Here is a 14,556-nt window from a genome sequence, read left to right as displayed (position 1 = left end):
TCACCCCGTGCTCAGGCGGGGGCGGGGAGGGGCTTCGCCCCTCCCCGCGCGTTGCGCGGGGCCCCTCCCGCGAAGCATGCGTGTGGCGAGCCCCGGTTAGACCCTCAATGCTGCATCGGCGGCTGCTGCTGGGTGGCGCTCGTAGCGGCGGCCGCGGCGGGCTGGTGGGCGCGGATGTACTCGAGCATCTCGCGCAGCTCGCGGGCGAAGGTGTCGTAGTCGGTCTGCTGCGCGTTGAGGAACGTGCTCCCCGCCATCGTCGCGGCGCTCATCATGCTCGCCTCGGCGATCTCCTCGTCGGTGGCGCCGAACATTCGCGCCGCCTCGGTGTGGAACAGCGCGCAGTAGCGGCAGCGGGTCGCGCCGGCCACCGCGAGCCCCATGAGCTCCTTGTACTTGTTCGGGATGCGCGTCTCCGCGAGCTGGAAGTCGCGCATCAGCGTCCAGAAGCCGGTCACCGCCGACTCGGGCATCTCCTTCACCCAGGTCGGCACGAGCCCGAACAGCTGCTTCACCTCGTCATGGATCGCCTTCACGTCGGCCATGTCGCTCTCCTCGTGGCGCTCGTCGATCGCGGGCCGCGGCGATCGGGGTCGCCGCCGGCCGCGCGGCCCGGTCGGCGCGGCGTCGGGGAGGGATCTAGCGATGCGGCGGAACGCCGCAATCGACGGAGGCTCCCGCGATCAGCGGGTCCCCATGAGGCGCGCGCGCAGGATGCGGACGGGCGGATCGAGCGCCTGGCCCTTGGCGGGCGACGCGTGGATGCGGCGCACGACGTCCATTCCGGCGATGACGCGCCCGAAGGCGGCAAAGCCTTGACCGTCCGGGTTCCGGCGTCCACCCGAGTCGAGCTCGGGCTCGTCGTCGAGGCAGACGAAGAAGTCGCTCGTCGCGGTGTCCGGTCGGGCTCGGGCCATGGAGAGCGTCCCGGCGCGGTGACGGAGGCCCGTGTCGCGCGTCCGCTCCAGCGCGATCGGCGGGAAGTCCTCGGCCTCCTTCGCCGGATCGACGCCCGCCTGGACGACCGCGATGCGGACGCGGTCGTCGGGCTGGTTGTCGGCGCGCACGGTGCGATGGAAGCGGCCGCCGTCGTAGCGGCCCGCCTCGACGTAGCGCAGGAAGTTCGCCGTGGTGCGAGGCGCACGCGCCCGATCGAGCTCGAGCTCGATCGCGCCGAGCTCGGTCTCAAGGCGCACGCGCGGGTGCTCGGGCGGCTCCGGCGCGCGGACCGGGCGGGCGCGGGCAGCGGGGGCGAGGAGCAGGCACGCGGCGAGCGCGGCGGCGACGGCGGAGCGCATGACGGTCAGTGAATCACGGCCGGCGCTCCCCCGCCAGCTGCTGCGCGTGGATCGCGCGCACCGTCTCGATCGTGTCCGCGTCCTCGGGGCGCTTGTCCGGACGGTAGCGCTTCACGCGCGCGAACCGCAGCGCGAGGCCCGACGGGTAGCGGGGGCTCTCCTGCAGGCCGTCGAAAGCGATCTCCACCACCACGTCCGGGCGGAGGTGGACCACGTACCCGTCGGTCGTGCCGAGCGCCAGCGCGCGGAAGCGCTCGGTCTGCCAGGCGAGCATCTCGTCGGTCATGCCCTTGAACGTCTTGCCCAGCATGGCGAACCCGCCGCTCGCGGGATCGCGCGCGCCGAGGTGCAGGTTGGAGAGCCAGCCCCGGCGGCGGCCGCTGCCCCACTCCGCGGCGAGCACCACGAGATCGAGCGTGTGCGCGCGCTTCACCTTGAGCCAGCTCGCGCCGCGGCGGCCCGCCTCGTAGGGCGCCGCGAGCGACTTCGCCACGAGCCCCTCGTGACCGCGCGCGAGCGCGCCGTCGAGGAAGGCCTGGGCGGCCGCGCGGTCCGCGGTGACGAGGCGGGGCACGCGCAGGGGCCCGGGCAGCGCGTCCGCCAGCGCGGCGTGCCGCTCGCGGAAGGGCAAGAGGACGAGGTCCTCCCCCCCGGCGTGGAGCGCGTCGAAGAACAGCACCGAGAGCGGCAGCTCCTCGCGCAGGCGCCCCACCTCGAGCTTCCGGCCGAAGCGGCGCATGGTGACCTGGAACGGCTCGGGCGAGCCGTCGGCGCGGAGCGCGATCGCCTCGCCGTCGAGCACGAGCGAGGAGGCGGGGAGCGCGCGCACCGCCTCCGCCACCTCCGGGACCGCCACCGTCACGTCGCGCAGCGTCCGCGAGAAGACGCGCACCCGCTCCCCGTCCTTGTGGACCTGCACGCGCGCGCCGTCGAGCTTCCACTCGAGCGCGGCCTCGCCGAGCGCGTCGAGCGCCTCGTCCACCCCGCCGGCCGGCTGCGCGAGCATCGGCTGGACGGGCTCCAGGAGCCGCAGCCGAAACCGGGCGAGCCCCGCCGCGCCCTCCGAGAGCGCGGCCTCGGTCACCGGCGCGAGCGCGCCGCCCATCATCACCGCCCGGCGCACGTCGCTCGCGGAGAGCCCCGCGGCGCGCGCCACCGCCTCCACCAGCACACCCTCGAGCGCGCCCTGGCGCAGCTCGCCGAGCAGGAGCCGCCCGAGGAAGTCGCGCTCCTCGGCGGTGCCGCGCGCGAGGAGCGCCGCGAGGAGCCGCGCGCGCTCGCCGCCCGAGCCGCCGCCGCGCGCCGCCGCGATCCGGTCGAGCGCGGCGTCCACCTCCGCGACCGAGAGCGTCGCCGCGCCCGCCGGCTCCGTCGCCGCGAGCGCACGCCGCACCGCGGCGGGGCCGAGCCCGATGCGCCCCTGGGCGAGCTCCCCCGAGAGCCAGCTCGCCCCGGCGCGCCGCTCCTCCGGCGCGAGCGCGTGCAGCGCCTCCACGAGCCGCGCGATCTTCTCCAGCCGGGCGGCGGTGCGGGCGACGGCGTTCGAGGCCTGGACGAGCTCGGCGAGCTGCACCCTCGTTCCCTAACCGGCCCCCCGGCCCGGGACGAGCCGGGGCCCCTCACGAGCGCGCCGCGCCGCGCCGCCTCGGGGCCGGTCGCCGTACAATCCGGCGCATGCCCGACCCGCACGCCGCCGCCGCCGCCGCACTCCGCTCGGCCGGTGCCCTCGTGGTCACCGCCGGCGCCGGCATGGGCGTCGACTCCGGGCTCCCGGACTTCCGCGGCGACCGAGGCTTCTGGAAGGCGTACCCGCCCTACGAGCGGCTCGGCATCTCGTTCGTGGACGCGGCGAACCCGGTCCACTTCGAGGCGGACCCGGCGTTCGGCTGGGGCTTCTACGGGCACCGGGCGCGCCTCTACCGGGAGACCGCGCCGCACCCCGGCTTCGCGCTCCTCCTGCGCTGGTCGGAGCGACTCGGCCTCCCCTGCTTCGTCGTCACCTCGAACGTGGACGGTCAGTTCCAGAAGGCGGGGTTCCCCGCGGAGCAGGTGCTCGAGGTCCACGGCTCCATCCACCACCTCCAGTGCACCGAGCCGTGCTGCGGGACGATCTGGCCGAACGAGGAGGACGTCGCGGTGGACGCGGCGACCATGCGCGCGCAGCGCATCCCCCGCTGCCTCCGCTGCCGCGGCGTGGCGCGCCCGAACATCCTCATGTTCGGCGACGGCGCGTGGCTCTCCTCGCGCACCGACGCCCAGGCCGAGCGCTTCGAGGCGTGGCTGGACGAGCGGGGCGAGGCGCGCCTCGTGATCCTGGAGCTCGGGGCGGGCACGGCCGTGCCGACGATCCGCTGGCACTCCGAGCGGCTCGGCGCCCGCCCGGGCGCGACGCTCGTGCGCGTGAACCCGCGCGAGCCGGAGGTGCGCCCGCCGCACCTCTCCATCGCGAGCGGCGCGCGCGAGGCGCTGGAGCGGATCGACGCGGCGCTGTGATGAGCGCTGCACGCTGCCGAGGTCCCGTGTGGGCCCTCGCAGCGCGGGTCCTCACGGCGCGGCGAGCGCGGCCACCGCCCGCCACACCGCGGCGACGGCCGCGGGGATCGCCGCGGCGACCGCGGGCGTGAGCCCCTCGCCCACCTCGTCCAGCGCCAGCGCCTCGACGGCGACCACCTCGATGCGCGATGGGACCGGCGCGCCCGACGCCGCGGCGCGAGCGAGCGCTGAGGGCAGGCCGATGGCGTGGGGCGAGGGCCCCTCGGGCGCGTGGAGCGCGTCGAGCGGGAAGGCGAGCACCGTCCCGGGCGGATGACCACCGGTCCGCACCGCGTCCACCACCACGACGCGGTCGAAGCCCTCCATGTCGTCGAGGAGGTAGAGCCCGGCGGCGGCGCTGCGCCGGACGGTGACGCCCGGCGCACCCTCGCGCGAGAGCGCGTCGGCGACGTGGAGCGCCACCGCGTCGTCCCTGCGGAGCGCGTTCCCGAGGCAGAGGACGAGGACCGGGACGCTCACTCCCCCGCCCCCGCATCGGCACCGTCATCCTCGGTGGACACCCGCCGCCGGATCACCTCGCGCACCGCGCCGTCCGGCCCGCGCACGGTGACGACGAGGGGCAGCTCGCCGGGGAGCGCGTGCGACGCGCAGGCGTTGCAGGGGTCGTAGGCGCGGAACGCCATCTCGAGCTGGTTCAGGAGCGCGGGATCGACCTTCCCGTTCCGGATGAGCCCGCGCGCCGCCTTGCGCACCGAGATCTGCACCGGGGCGGCGTTGTGCTGGGAGGCCACGACGAGGTTCGCGGCGGTGAGCAGGCCGTCCGCGTCGGTGGCGTAGTGGTGGATGAGCGTGCCGCGCGGCGCCTCGACCACGCCGACCCCCTCGGACGGCCCCGCGAGCGGCGCGGGCACGGTGCGGACCTGGCTCGGCTCGCGCGCCTCGAGGTCCGGATCCGCCGCGAGCGCCTCGACCGCCTCCGCCGCCTGGAGCGCCTCCACGAGGCGCGCCCAGTGGAACGCGAGCGTCTGATGGGCCGGCCAGCCGAGCGCGTCGAAGAGCCGCTGGCGCTCCGCCTCGGCGCGCGGCGTCGCCATCGCGCGCGCGACGTTGAGCCGCGCGAGCGGCCCGACCCGGTAGAGCCCGCTCTCGTCACCCTCCGTGAATCCCGTCCAGCCCTTCGCCTTGAGGAAGGTGAGCTTCGCGTAGGTCCAGGGCTCGACCCGCTCGGCGAGGTGGAGGAGCCAGTCTCTAGGCTGGAAGCGCGCGAGCTCGCCGCCCTGCGGATCCACCACCCGCAGCGCTCCGTCGAGGAACGTGAGCCGCCCCGCCTCGTCCACCATGCCCATCGAGTGGCAGCGGACGCGGTACACCTCGCTCGAGAGCGCCTCGCCGTACTCGCCGCTCCCGAGCACCGCCGCGCGGAACGACTCGAGCGTGTCGGCCGCGAACCGGACGAGCCCGGGCGCGAGCTCGCGGGCGCGGCGGACGGTCTCGGGGTCGAGCGGACGGGAGACTCCGCCCGGCAGCGCGAACACGGGGTGGATGGTGCGCCCCGCGATGGCGGCCATGAGCTCGCGCGCCTCCTTGCGGGCGCCGAGGATGCGCCGGCCGAGGTCCGCGCCGACCTTCGCGAGGACGCCGACGATGCTCCGCATGGGCGCGGGCGCCGAGGAGCCGGCGTAGAAGTCCGGCCCGCCCATGTACCAGTAGTGGAGGAGGTGATCCTCGAAGATGAACAGGTTGTAGTAGAGCGCCTGGAGCTTCCGGGCCGCGGCGGGCGGGACGACGCCGTACAGCGCGTCGAGCGCGCGGGCGGCCGCGATGTGGTGCGCCGCCGGGCAGACGCCGCAGACGTGGGCGGTGAGCTGCGGCATCTCCTCCGCCGGCCGGCCCACGCAGAAGCGCTCGAACCCGCGCAGCTCCGGCACCTGCAGGAACGCGCTCTCCGCGTTCCCGTCGGCGTCGAGGAAGACCTCGATCTTGCCGTGACCCTCGAGGCGCGTGATCGGGTCGATGGTGATCCGGCGCGTCATCCCTCGCCCCCCTCCGAGGCGGGCCGCACGCGCGCGGGCACGAGCCCGGCCGCGTACGAGTAGCGCCAGAAGGTGCCCGCCGGATCGGGCAGCGCGTCCGCGAGCGCGACCACCTCCGCCTCTCCGCCCGCGAAGAGCGACGCGAAGGCGGACAGCATCGCCGCGCCCGGGTCGCGCACGCCGTCGAGCGGACCGAAGCAGCCCCGGCACGGCATGCCCGCCTCGATGCAGCCCGGCTGGCAGCCCGCTCGCGTCCCCGGCCCGAGGCAGACGAGCCCCTGCGCGAGGAAGCAGCGCTCCGGGTCGAGCGCGGTGGTGGCGATGCGGCGCAGCGACGCCACCGAGAGGCGCTCCGGCCGCGAGCCCTTGCGCGGGCACCCGTCGCAGAGGGCGACGTTCGGCGCGAGCACGGCGCCGTGCAGCGGGAGAGCGTCGCCGAGCAGCGCGTCGAGCGCGGCCTCGACGATCGCCGGCGAGGGCGGGCAGCCCGGGACGGTGTAGTCCACCGGGACCACCTCGGCGAGCGGGAGCGCGCGGGAGAGGAGCACGGGAAGCGAGAGGCCGCCTCCTCCGGCGACCGGGCCGCCCGGGAGCGGCGCGTCCGGGTTCGAGACCGACGCCGGGCGGCGGTAGGCCGCGTCGAGGAGCTCGGCCGGCGAGGAGAGGTTCCCGAGCCCGACCACGCCCCCCATGTGCGCGCAGGCGCCGAAGGAGACGAGCACGCGCGCCTTGCGACGCAGGAGCCGCGACCACTCGTCCTGCTCGCTGAGCCGCACCGCGCCGTTCACGAACGCGACGTCGATCCCGCCGTCGGGCATTGCCTCGACGTCGGCCCGCTTGTGATCGAGCGCCACCGGCCAGAGCACCACCTCGACGCGCTCGAGCAGGGACGCGAGCCCCTCGCCGAGATCCATCACCGCCTCCTCGCAGCCGCCGCAGGAGGCGTTCCAGTAGAAGGCGACGCGCGGCTTGCCGGGGGCGCGGGGCGGGAGCGGCGCCGCGGACCCGGACGGCCCTCCGCGCGCGGGCGCGAGGGAACGCCCGTCCTCGACGCCGTCGAGCGCGGGCGAGAGCGCGCGCACCTCCTCCACGCCGTCGAGGGCGGCGCGGGCCGGGTAGGCGAGCGGCCCGAGCGCCCGGAGGGCCTCGGTCATCTCGCGTACGGTCGCGGCGAAGCGCTCGCCCTCCGCCGCGCTCGCCCAGGCGATCCGGAAGCGCGCGGGCTCGATGCCCGCCTGCTCGAGGGCGCGCACCAGCACCGCGTGGCGCGCGGCGGCCCTGAGGTTGCCGTCGAGGTAGTGGCAGTCGCCGGGGTGGCAGCCCGCCACGAGCACGCCGTCCGCGCCCTCGCGGAAGGCCTGGAGCACGAAGGCCGGCTCGACGCGCCCGCTGCACATGACGCGCACGGTGAGGAGGCTCTGCGGGTACTCGAGGCGCGCCTGCCCGGCGCGGTCGGCCGCCGAGTACGCGCACCAGTTGCACAGGAACGCGACGATGCGGGGCTCGTGCGCCATCCGCGGCTACCCCCCGCTCCCCGGCGCGCCGCGCAGGAGCGCCGTGATCTCCGCCGCGATCTGCGCGCCGGTGAAGTGCCGCGCGGTCGCCGCGCCCGCCGGGCAGGCGGCGACGCAGGTGCCGCAGCCTCGGCAGTGCACCGCCGCCACCAGCGCCCGCCCGGTCGCGGGGTCGAGGCCGACGGCGCCGAAGGGGCAGGCCGCCACGCACAGCGCACAGCCGCCGCAGCGGGCCGGGTCGATCTCCGCGGCGAGCGGCTCGAGCGGCAAGAGGTCGCCCGGGGCGAGCGAGGCGAGCACCAGCCCGGCGGCGGCGGTGCCGTCGCGGATCGCCTCGTGGATGGGGCGAGGCCCGGCCGCCGCGCCGGCGACGTACACGCCCGCGATGCGCGTCGCCGTGGGCTCGAAGGGGCTCGCGCCCCCGTCGGCGAGGAACCCGCGCGCGTCCGAGTCGACGCGGAGGAGCCGCGCGAGCGCCTCGGCCCCGTCCGCGCCGCGCGCGGGCGCGTGGATCGCGACGAGGTCGGCCTTCCGCTCCGCCCCGTCGGAGAGGCGCGCGCGCAGTCCGTCCGCGCACGCCTCGACCGCGCCGGGCACGAGCGCCGCGGGCAGGAGCTCGACCCCGCTCGCCGCGAGGGCCGCCGCCCGCCGCGCCGCGCCGGGCGCGCGATCGAGCCCGCCCGCGACCGCGATCCGAGCGGCCGGCAGGCGCGCGCGGAGCCGGCTCGCGAGCTTCAGGAGCTCCTCCCCCGGGAGGGACCCGTCCTCGTCCGCGGTCGCGGCGAGCAGCACCGCGCGCGGCGGCCGCCCGCCCGCGCCGCGAACCTCGCCGCCCGTCGGGCCGTCCGGGTGCAGCATCCGCTCGAGCGCGTACGTCGAGACGACGCCGTCCGGCCCCGCCACCTCGCCCGGCCTCATCCCCGTGGCGACCACGATCGCCCCCACCGTGACCTCGCGGGTGCGCGCCGGCTCGTCCAGCCGGACGGCGCCGAACGGGCAGGCCCGGGCGCAGGCGTCGCAGGCCTCGCCGCGGGCGCGCAGGCACGCCGCGCGATCGATGGCGGAGGCGTGCGGGAGCGCGCCCGGGTACGGGACGCCGATCGCCTTCCGCGCCGGTCCGCCGTCCGGGTCGGCGCGCACGGCGGGACAGGCCGCGCTGCAGGAGGCGCATCCCAGGCACACCGCCGGATCGACGCCGCGCGGCGCGATCGCGAGCTCGACCGCGAACCTCCCGTGGGCGCCGCGCACCCGGCGGAGCTCGGCGCCCGTCAGCACCTCGATCCGCTCGGAGTGGAGCACCTCGTCGAGCACCGGCTCCATGAAGCAGCTCGCGCACTCGCCCGCGGGGAAGATCTCGTCGAGCCGGTTGGCGAGCCCGCCGAGCGCGAACGCGCGCTCCACGAGGTAGACCCTGCGCTCGCGCCGGGCGAGCGCGCGCGCGGCCGCGATCCCCGCCGCGCCGCCGCCCACGACGAGGACGTCGGGCGAGGCCGCCACCTCCGCGCGGGGAATCGGCCGGTGCAGGCGGACCCGCGCGAGCCCCGCCGAGAGGAGCCGGCGCGCCCGCTCGGTGGCCTCCGCGGGATCGCCCCCCACCCACTCCACCTGCTCGCGCAGGTTCACGAGCTGCAGGTGCTCGGGCGAACGGCCCGCCCCCTCGAGCACCGCCCGGAACGTCGCCTCGTGCTCCCGTGGGGAGCAGGCGCCGATGACGACGCGCTCGAGCCCGCGCTCCCGGATCCGGGCGGCGAGCCAGGCCTTCCCTTCCTCGGAGCACAGCACGTCGTGGACCGCGACGTCGCCGGCTCCCGGCCACGCCGACGGAGCGCCGAGCGAGCCGAGCTCAACCACCGCCCCGAGGTTCGGGCCGCAGCGGCAGAGATAGACGCCGGTCGCGCGGTGCTGCGTGTCCGGGGTGGGCTCTGTCGGGCCGGGCTGCCGCGCTCCGCTCTGTGTCACGGCCTCTCAGTACTGGATCTGGATGACGACCCTCTGCGCATCGGGACGGACGGAGAGGAGCGTCTTCTTGCGCCGCTCGCAGAAGGTCCGGATGTCCTTCTCGAACGTCGGGCAGTCGCCCACGATTTCCACGACCGTACCGGCAGGCGTCTCGGCGGTCTCTACGGCGAGCTTCAGCACCGGCTGGGGGCAGCGCATCCCGGAGCAGTCGATCCGCATGAAGTTCGAGGCCACTGAAGACGTTCTCCTTGCGAGGACGCGAGGCGCTCGGCCGATGGTGATCGCAAAGCGGCGGCGCTTCGAGCGGGCCTGACGCGGCCCGACATTACCATCAAACGATCGCAGAGCCGGCGATGAGCGGGGGATGCGCCGCGGCGCCGCACCGGGCACCCGCCCGGTCGGCCGCTCAGTACTTGGCGTCCTCCGCCTCGATGAGCCGGAAGATCTCATCGGCGGATCCCGCGCGCAGCAGCGCCTCGCGGAACGTCGCGTTCTTGAAGATCCTGCTGATGCGCGCGAGCGCCTTGAGGTGCGCGCCCGCGGAGTTCTCGGGCGCGAACAGCGCGAAGAACAGGTGGGTGGGTCGCCCGTCGATCGCGCGGAAGTCGATGCCGGTGGTGGAGCGGCCGAAGGCGGCGATGAGGCCGGGGAGCCCGGGGACCTTCCCGTGCGGGATCGCGACGCCCTCGCCGATGCCCGTCGAGCCCAGCTTCTCGCGCTCGAGCAGCGTCTCCAGGAGGCGCTGCCCGTCGACCTTGTAGGCGGACGCGAGCGGGCGGCAGAGCTCCGCGAGCGTCGCCTGACCGGTCTGGCCGGAGAGGTTCGCGATCACCGCGTCAGGCCGCAGGAACTCGACGATCTTCATGAGAGAACCGGGCGTCAGCTAACACAGGTGGCAACGCGTCGGCAAGACGGCAAGCGGAGCCGTCGCACGGCCGCTCGCGAACGGATCGTCGCCGAGCGAGGCGAGCCCGACCGGCGCCCCGCGACGGGCCGCGACCGCCAGCGAAGCGAGCCCCCCGAGCCCGAACCTGCCCGCGGAGGAATGCGTCGCTCGCGGCGTGGTGCGAGCGGAGGCGCAGCCGGATGAGGCTGCGCCGGAGCGAGCGGGGGGTCCGGGGGGACGCGCCTCGTGCGTCCCCCCGGCACGACCACCGGGCCCCGACGGCGGCGGCAGCCGCCGGCGGGGCGGGGGCGCAGCCCCCGTTAGATGCTGTTCCGCGCCTCGATGAGGCCGAAGCCCCCCTCGTCGCGCCGGTAGACGACGTTGACCGCCCGGTCCTCCGAGTTCTGGAAGACGTAGAACTTCGCGTCGAGCAGCTCGAGCTGGAGGATCGCCTCGTCGATCGTCATCGGCTTCGCCTGGAACTGCTTGCTCTTCACGACGCGGTGGCTCGGGCGCTCGGGGTGCTCGAGGATGTCGAGCACGTCGTGGCGGACCTCGACCGGCGCCCACGGCGGCGGCGTGCCGTTCGCCTTGTAGTGGCTCGAGAGCTTCGCCTTGTGCTTCTTCAGCTGCCGCTCGATCTTGTCCGCGGCCTGGTCGATGGACGCGTACATGTCCTGGGAGCGGGCGGTGCCGCGCAGCAGGAACCGGCCGGCCTTCACCGTGAGCTCGGCGTGGTGATCCAGGTTCTCGACGTGAAGCACCGCGTGGGCCTCGCTCGGCCGGTCGATGTAGCGCTGGACGTGCTCGACGCGGCCTTTGACATGGGACTTCAACGCTTCGGTGGGCTCGAGATGCCGGAAGGTGATGTTCACCTGCATTGACCGCCTCCTGTGCGGGATCGCTGAAAATACTTCGGCCGCGGACCGGTGGGACCTCGAGTCCCCCGGAGCCGCGGCCGCCGCCGATGCTGCCCACGCTGGCAACATGCTCACGTGAAATCATAACAGAGGCGCGCCGGAGGGCACTCCCCCCGTCCCCCCGCCCGAGGCTCTTCGGGGGCGTCGCCGGGGCGGAGCCGCGGCCGCGGGCCCGCGCCTCAGAAGTACTTCTTGCGCTTCGAGCTCGGGAGGATCCCGAGCACCTCGCGGTACTTGGCGACCGTCCGGCGCGCGATCTCGATGCCCTGGTCCTTCAGGATCTCGACGATGCGCTGGTCCGAGTGAGGGTGCTTCGGGTCCTCGGCCGCGACGATGCGCTTGATGTGGTTCTTGACGGCCTCGCTCGCGATCTCGTCGCCGCCGGTCCGGTTGATGGCCGAGTTGAAGAAGAACTTGAGCTCGTAGATCCCCTGCGGCGTGTGGACGTACTTGTTCGTCGTGACGCGCGAGACGGTCGACTCGTGCATCCCGATGTCCTCCGCCACGTCGCGCAGGATGAGCGGCCGCAGGTGCGCGATGCCCTTGTCGAGGAACTCGCGCTGGAACTTCACGATCGACTCGGTGACCTTGTAGATCGTCCGCTGCCGCTGGTGGATGGAGCGGATGAGCCAGACCGCGCTGCGCAGCTTCTCCTGGATGTACTCCTTCGCCTCGCCCGCCTGGCCGTTCTTCAGCGCGGCGCGGTACATCCCGCTGATGCGCAGCTTCGAGAGCCCGTCGTCGTTGAGGACGGTGACGTACTTGTCCCCCATCTTGTGCACGTAGACGTCGGGGGTGATGTACTGCGCCTCCTCCCCCGAGTAGGCCCGGCCCGGCTTCGGCTCGAGGCGGCTGATCACCTTCACCGCCTTCACGACCTCGTCGATCGAGATCTTCAGGTCCTTCGCGATGGCCGCGTAGTTCTTCGACTCGAGGTGCTTGAGGTGGCGCTCGATGATCGCCACGATCTCCGGCGTGTCGGCGTTGAGGTGGCGGACCTGGATGAGGAGGCACTCGCGGAGGTCGCGCGCGGCGACCCCGGGCGGATCGAGCGACTGGACCTTCTTGAGGACGCCCTCGGCGAACTCGACCCCCATGCCCGACTCGAACGCCACGCGCACGAGCGGATCGCGGGTCATCGACTCCTCGCTCTCGCCCTCCACCGCCGGCATCTTGAAGTAGCCGTCGTCGTCGAGGTTCCCGATGACGAGCATCGCGACGCGCTCCTCCTCGGGCGTGAGGTTCGAGAGGCGGAGCTGCCAGACGAGGTGGTCGACGAGGTCGGTCTTCTTGGTGAGGGTCGCCTCGTAGCCGGGCAGCTCCTCGTCGGTGAGGCCGCGGTTCGACGGCGCGGTGTGGCCCTGGAGCTGGTAGTGGTCGAGGTACTGATCCCAGTCGATCTCGTTCGCGCCCTCCTCGCCCTTCACCTCCTCGGACTTCTCGGCGTCCTTGTGCTGCGGCTCCGCCTCGAGCTGCGCCTGCTCCGCCGGGCTCGCCCCCTCGGCGCGCGACTCCTCCTCGCCCTCGGCCGGGTCCTCGAGGAGCGGGTTCTCCGTCATCTCGGTGCGGATGAGGTCGACGAGCTCCATGCGCGAGAGCTGGAGGAGCTTGATGGCCTGCTGCAGCTGGGGGGTCATCACCAGCTGCTGCGTCATCTTGAGGTGCTGCTTCAGCTCGAGGCTCATCGCCGCTCCATGGCCGGAGCGTCGTCCAGCCGGAACTTCTCTCCCAGGTAGACCGCCCGCGCCCGCGGGCTCGCCGCGATCTCGGCGGGGGTGCCCGCCTCGAGGATGGTCCCCGAGGACAGGATGTAGGCCCGGCCGCAGATGCCGAGGGCCTCGCGCACGGCGTGATCGGTGATGAGGACGCCGATGCCGCGATCGCGCAGCGAGCCGATGAGGCGCTGCAGCTCGCCGACCGCGATCGGATCGACGCCCGCGAACGGCTCGTCGAAGAGGATGTACTTCGGGTTCGAGAGGAGGCTCCGCGCCACCTCGGCGCGGCGGCGCTCGCCGCCCGAGAGCTGCTCGCCGAGGCTCTCCGCCACCTTCTCGAGCCGGAACTCCGCGAGGAGCGCCTCCGCCCGCCGCTCCCGCTCCGCGTGCCCGACCCCGAGCGCCTCGAGGACGCCGGTGAAGTTCTGGCGGACGGTGAGCCGCCGGAAGATGGACGCCTCCTGCGGCAGGTAGCCGACTCCGAGGCGCGCCCGGCGGTGCATCGGCTCGCGGGTGAGCTCGGTGTCGCCGAGCCGGACGGTGCCGCCGTCGGGCGTCACGAGGCCGACCACCATGTTGAAGGACGTGGTCTTGCCGGCCCCGTTCGGCCCGAGCAGCCCCACCACCTCGCCGGGCGAGACGTGGAACGAGACGCCGTCGACGACGCGGCGGCGGCGGTAGCTCTTCACGAGCCCGTCGGCGCGGAGGACGTCCGCCGTCACGGCGTGGCCCCCTTGCGTCGCGCCTCGAGCTCGCGCCGGCGCGCGTCCACCTCGTCGCCGGGCAGGAGCATCTTCGCGCCCTCCAGCTTGGCCTCGTCGCGCTTCAGGTCGTAGACGAGCCGCGTCCCGCGCGCCTCGCTCGGGCCGTCCCGCAGCACCGGGCTCCCCTCGCACACGAGCCGCGCCGCCGCCGCCTCGTAGGTCGCCTTCTCGCACGTGACGAGCCGCTCGCCGCGCTCGAAGCGGACGTCGCCCGAGCAGATCGCCTGCGAGACCTCGCCCCGGGCGTCGTTCGTCGCGACGAGCCGCGCGCAGGTGAGCTTCGCGTCGCCGCGCGTCAGGACGACCGGCTTCCCGGTGAAGATCACCTCGCGCTTCTGGAAGGCGTAGTGGAGCTCGTCCGCGTCGATCCGGACCTTCCCCTCGCCCGCGGCGGCGGCGGCGCCCCGCGGCGCGGCGCTCGCGGCGGCGCGCTGCGGCTTCGCGCGGGCGGGCGCCTGCGGCGCACCGGCGAGCGCGGCCAGGGCGAGCAGGGCGGCGAGCGTCATCGTGCGGCCCCACGCCCGGCCTCGAGGTGGGCGCCCCCGTCGATCACGATCTGCCCGACGGCGGGGTCGAGCGTGAAGCGCGGCCCGGTCAGCCGGTAGCCGGTCCCCTCGACGACGACGGGCTCGTCGCCGCGGACGAGGCCGCCGCCATCCGAGGGCTCGTAGCGGGCGCTGGCGGTCCGGGCGACGTCCTCGCGCCTGCTCACCACCACCCCGCCGGTCGCGGAGAAGACGCTCTTCGAGAGCACCCCTTCGCCGCGGGGGGCGGTGATCCGGACCGGCGCACCCTCCCCGGGCAGGACGGCCACGAGGTCGTGCGCGGTGACGCGGGTCGAGTCACGCCGCAGCGTGGCGGAGGCCGCCTCGCCCGAGGCGCGCAGCTCTTCCCGCCGGTACATGCGGAATCGTACCCCTTCGAGCTTCAGCTCCGGCGCCACCTGCTCGGCCTCCCGTGGTTGGTTCGAACGG

The 14,556-nt window shown here is 74.8% G+C and carries 15 protein-coding genes; 1 reads left to right on the top strand and 14 read right to left on the bottom strand.

What is annotated here, in order from left to right; genetic code table 11:
* Positions 1 to 104: 104 nt before the first annotated feature.
* From MLV88_RS13020 to MLV88_RS13010, 3 genes are all read right to left on the bottom strand, one after another.
* Complete coding sequence (locus MLV88_RS13020; protein ID WP_242340056.1) at positions 105 to 545, bottom strand: carboxymuconolactone decarboxylase family protein; 441 nt, start codon at positions 543 to 545, stop codon at positions 105 to 107.
* Positions 546 to 683: 138 nt separating this feature from the next.
* Entirely contained in the window at positions 684 to 1,298 is a 615-nt protein-coding gene (locus tag MLV88_RS13015; protein WP_242340057.1) for a peptidylprolyl isomerase, read from the bottom strand.
* 13 nt (positions 1,299 to 1,311) lie between these two features.
* A complete protein-coding gene (locus tag MLV88_RS13010) occupies positions 1,312 to 2,871 on the bottom strand; it encodes an ATP-dependent DNA ligase (protein ID WP_242340058.1) in 1,560 nt (519 codons plus the stop codon).
* A 101-nt stretch (positions 2,872 to 2,972) separates the two neighbouring features.
* On the opposite strand from MLV88_RS13010, the gene MLV88_RS13005 reads away from it, so the two are divergent.
* Positions 2,973 to 3,791: an SIR2 family NAD-dependent protein deacylase gene (locus MLV88_RS13005; RefSeq protein ID WP_242340059.1), complete on the top strand. Its 819-nt coding sequence runs from the start codon at positions 2,973 to 2,975 to the stop codon at positions 3,789 to 3,791.
* A 51-nt stretch (positions 3,792 to 3,842) separates the two neighbouring features.
* On the opposite strand, the gene MLV88_RS13000 is transcribed toward MLV88_RS13005, so the two are convergent.
* The 11 genes from MLV88_RS13000 to MLV88_RS12950 all read right to left on the bottom strand — a co-directional run bounded on the left by MLV88_RS13000 (position 3,843) and on the right by MLV88_RS12950 (position 14,486).
* Positions 3,843 to 4,310 (bottom strand): hydrogenase maturation protease, encoded by a 468-nt coding sequence (locus MLV88_RS13000; RefSeq protein ID WP_242340060.1) that lies wholly within the window; start codon positions 4,308 to 4,310, stop codon positions 3,843 to 3,845.
* Positions 4,307 to 5,824, bottom strand: coding sequence for a Ni/Fe hydrogenase subunit alpha (locus tag MLV88_RS12995; protein ID WP_242340061.1), 1,518 nt, complete (start codon positions 5,822 to 5,824; stop codon positions 4,307 to 4,309). Before MLV88_RS12995 ends, MLV88_RS13000 begins: the two co-directional genes overlap by 4 nt.
* The gene (locus tag MLV88_RS12990) at positions 5,821 to 7,338 is read right to left on the bottom strand and encodes a hydrogenase iron-sulfur subunit (protein WP_242340062.1); all 1,518 of its coding nucleotides are present in this window, start codon (positions 7,336 to 7,338) and stop codon (positions 5,821 to 5,823) included. Before MLV88_RS12990 ends, MLV88_RS12995 begins: the two co-directional genes overlap by 4 nt.
* A 6-nt stretch (positions 7,339 to 7,344) precedes the next feature.
* Complete coding sequence (locus MLV88_RS12985) at positions 7,345 to 9,297, bottom strand: 4Fe-4S dicluster domain-containing protein (RefSeq protein ID WP_242356331.1); 1,953 nt, start codon at positions 9,295 to 9,297, stop codon at positions 7,345 to 7,347.
* Between the two features lie 6 nt (positions 9,298 to 9,303).
* Positions 9,304 to 9,531, bottom strand: coding sequence for a sulfurtransferase TusA family protein (locus tag MLV88_RS12980; RefSeq protein ID WP_242337181.1), 228 nt, complete (start codon positions 9,529 to 9,531; stop codon positions 9,304 to 9,306).
* A 172-nt stretch (positions 9,532 to 9,703) separates the two neighbouring features.
* Positions 9,704 to 10,162: a PTS sugar transporter subunit IIA gene (locus MLV88_RS12975; protein WP_242337179.1), complete on the bottom strand. Its 459-nt coding sequence runs from the start codon at positions 10,160 to 10,162 to the stop codon at positions 9,704 to 9,706.
* 341 nt (positions 10,163 to 10,503) lie between these two features.
* Positions 10,504 to 11,064 (bottom strand): ribosome hibernation-promoting factor, HPF/YfiA family, encoded by a 561-nt coding sequence (gene hpf, locus MLV88_RS12970; protein ID WP_242337177.1) that lies wholly within the window; start codon positions 11,062 to 11,064, stop codon positions 10,504 to 10,506.
* Positions 11,065 to 11,282: 218 nt separating this feature from the next.
* Positions 11,283 to 12,788: an RNA polymerase factor sigma-54 gene (rpoN, locus tag MLV88_RS12965; protein ID WP_242337175.1), complete on the bottom strand. Its 1,506-nt coding sequence runs from the start codon at positions 12,786 to 12,788 to the stop codon at positions 11,283 to 11,285.
* Positions 12,785 to 13,540, bottom strand: a complete 756-nt coding sequence (gene lptB, locus MLV88_RS12960; protein ID WP_242337173.1) for an LPS export ABC transporter ATP-binding protein — start codon at positions 13,538 to 13,540, stop codon at positions 12,785 to 12,787. The genes rpoN and lptB overlap by 4 nt, the downstream gene beginning before the upstream one ends.
* The gene (locus MLV88_RS12955) at positions 13,537 to 14,088 is read right to left on the bottom strand and encodes an LptA/OstA family protein (protein ID WP_243337643.1); all 552 of its coding nucleotides are present in this window, start codon (positions 14,086 to 14,088) and stop codon (positions 13,537 to 13,539) included. The genes lptB and MLV88_RS12955 overlap by 4 nt, the downstream gene beginning before the upstream one ends.
* Entirely contained in the window at positions 14,085 to 14,486 is a 402-nt protein-coding gene (locus MLV88_RS12950) for an LptA/OstA family protein (protein ID WP_242337169.1), read from the bottom strand. Before MLV88_RS12950 ends, MLV88_RS12955 begins: the two co-directional genes overlap by 4 nt.
* Positions 14,487 to 14,556: the final 70 nt, after the last annotated feature.

This window comes from Anaeromyxobacter soli (assembly GCF_022808855.1).
Classification (GTDB): Bacteria; Myxococcota; Myxococcia; order Myxococcales; family Anaeromyxobacteraceae; genus Anaeromyxobacter; species Anaeromyxobacter soli.
Note: the sequence above shows the minus strand (reverse complement) of the source record. Positions and strands in the feature narration are given on the sequence as shown.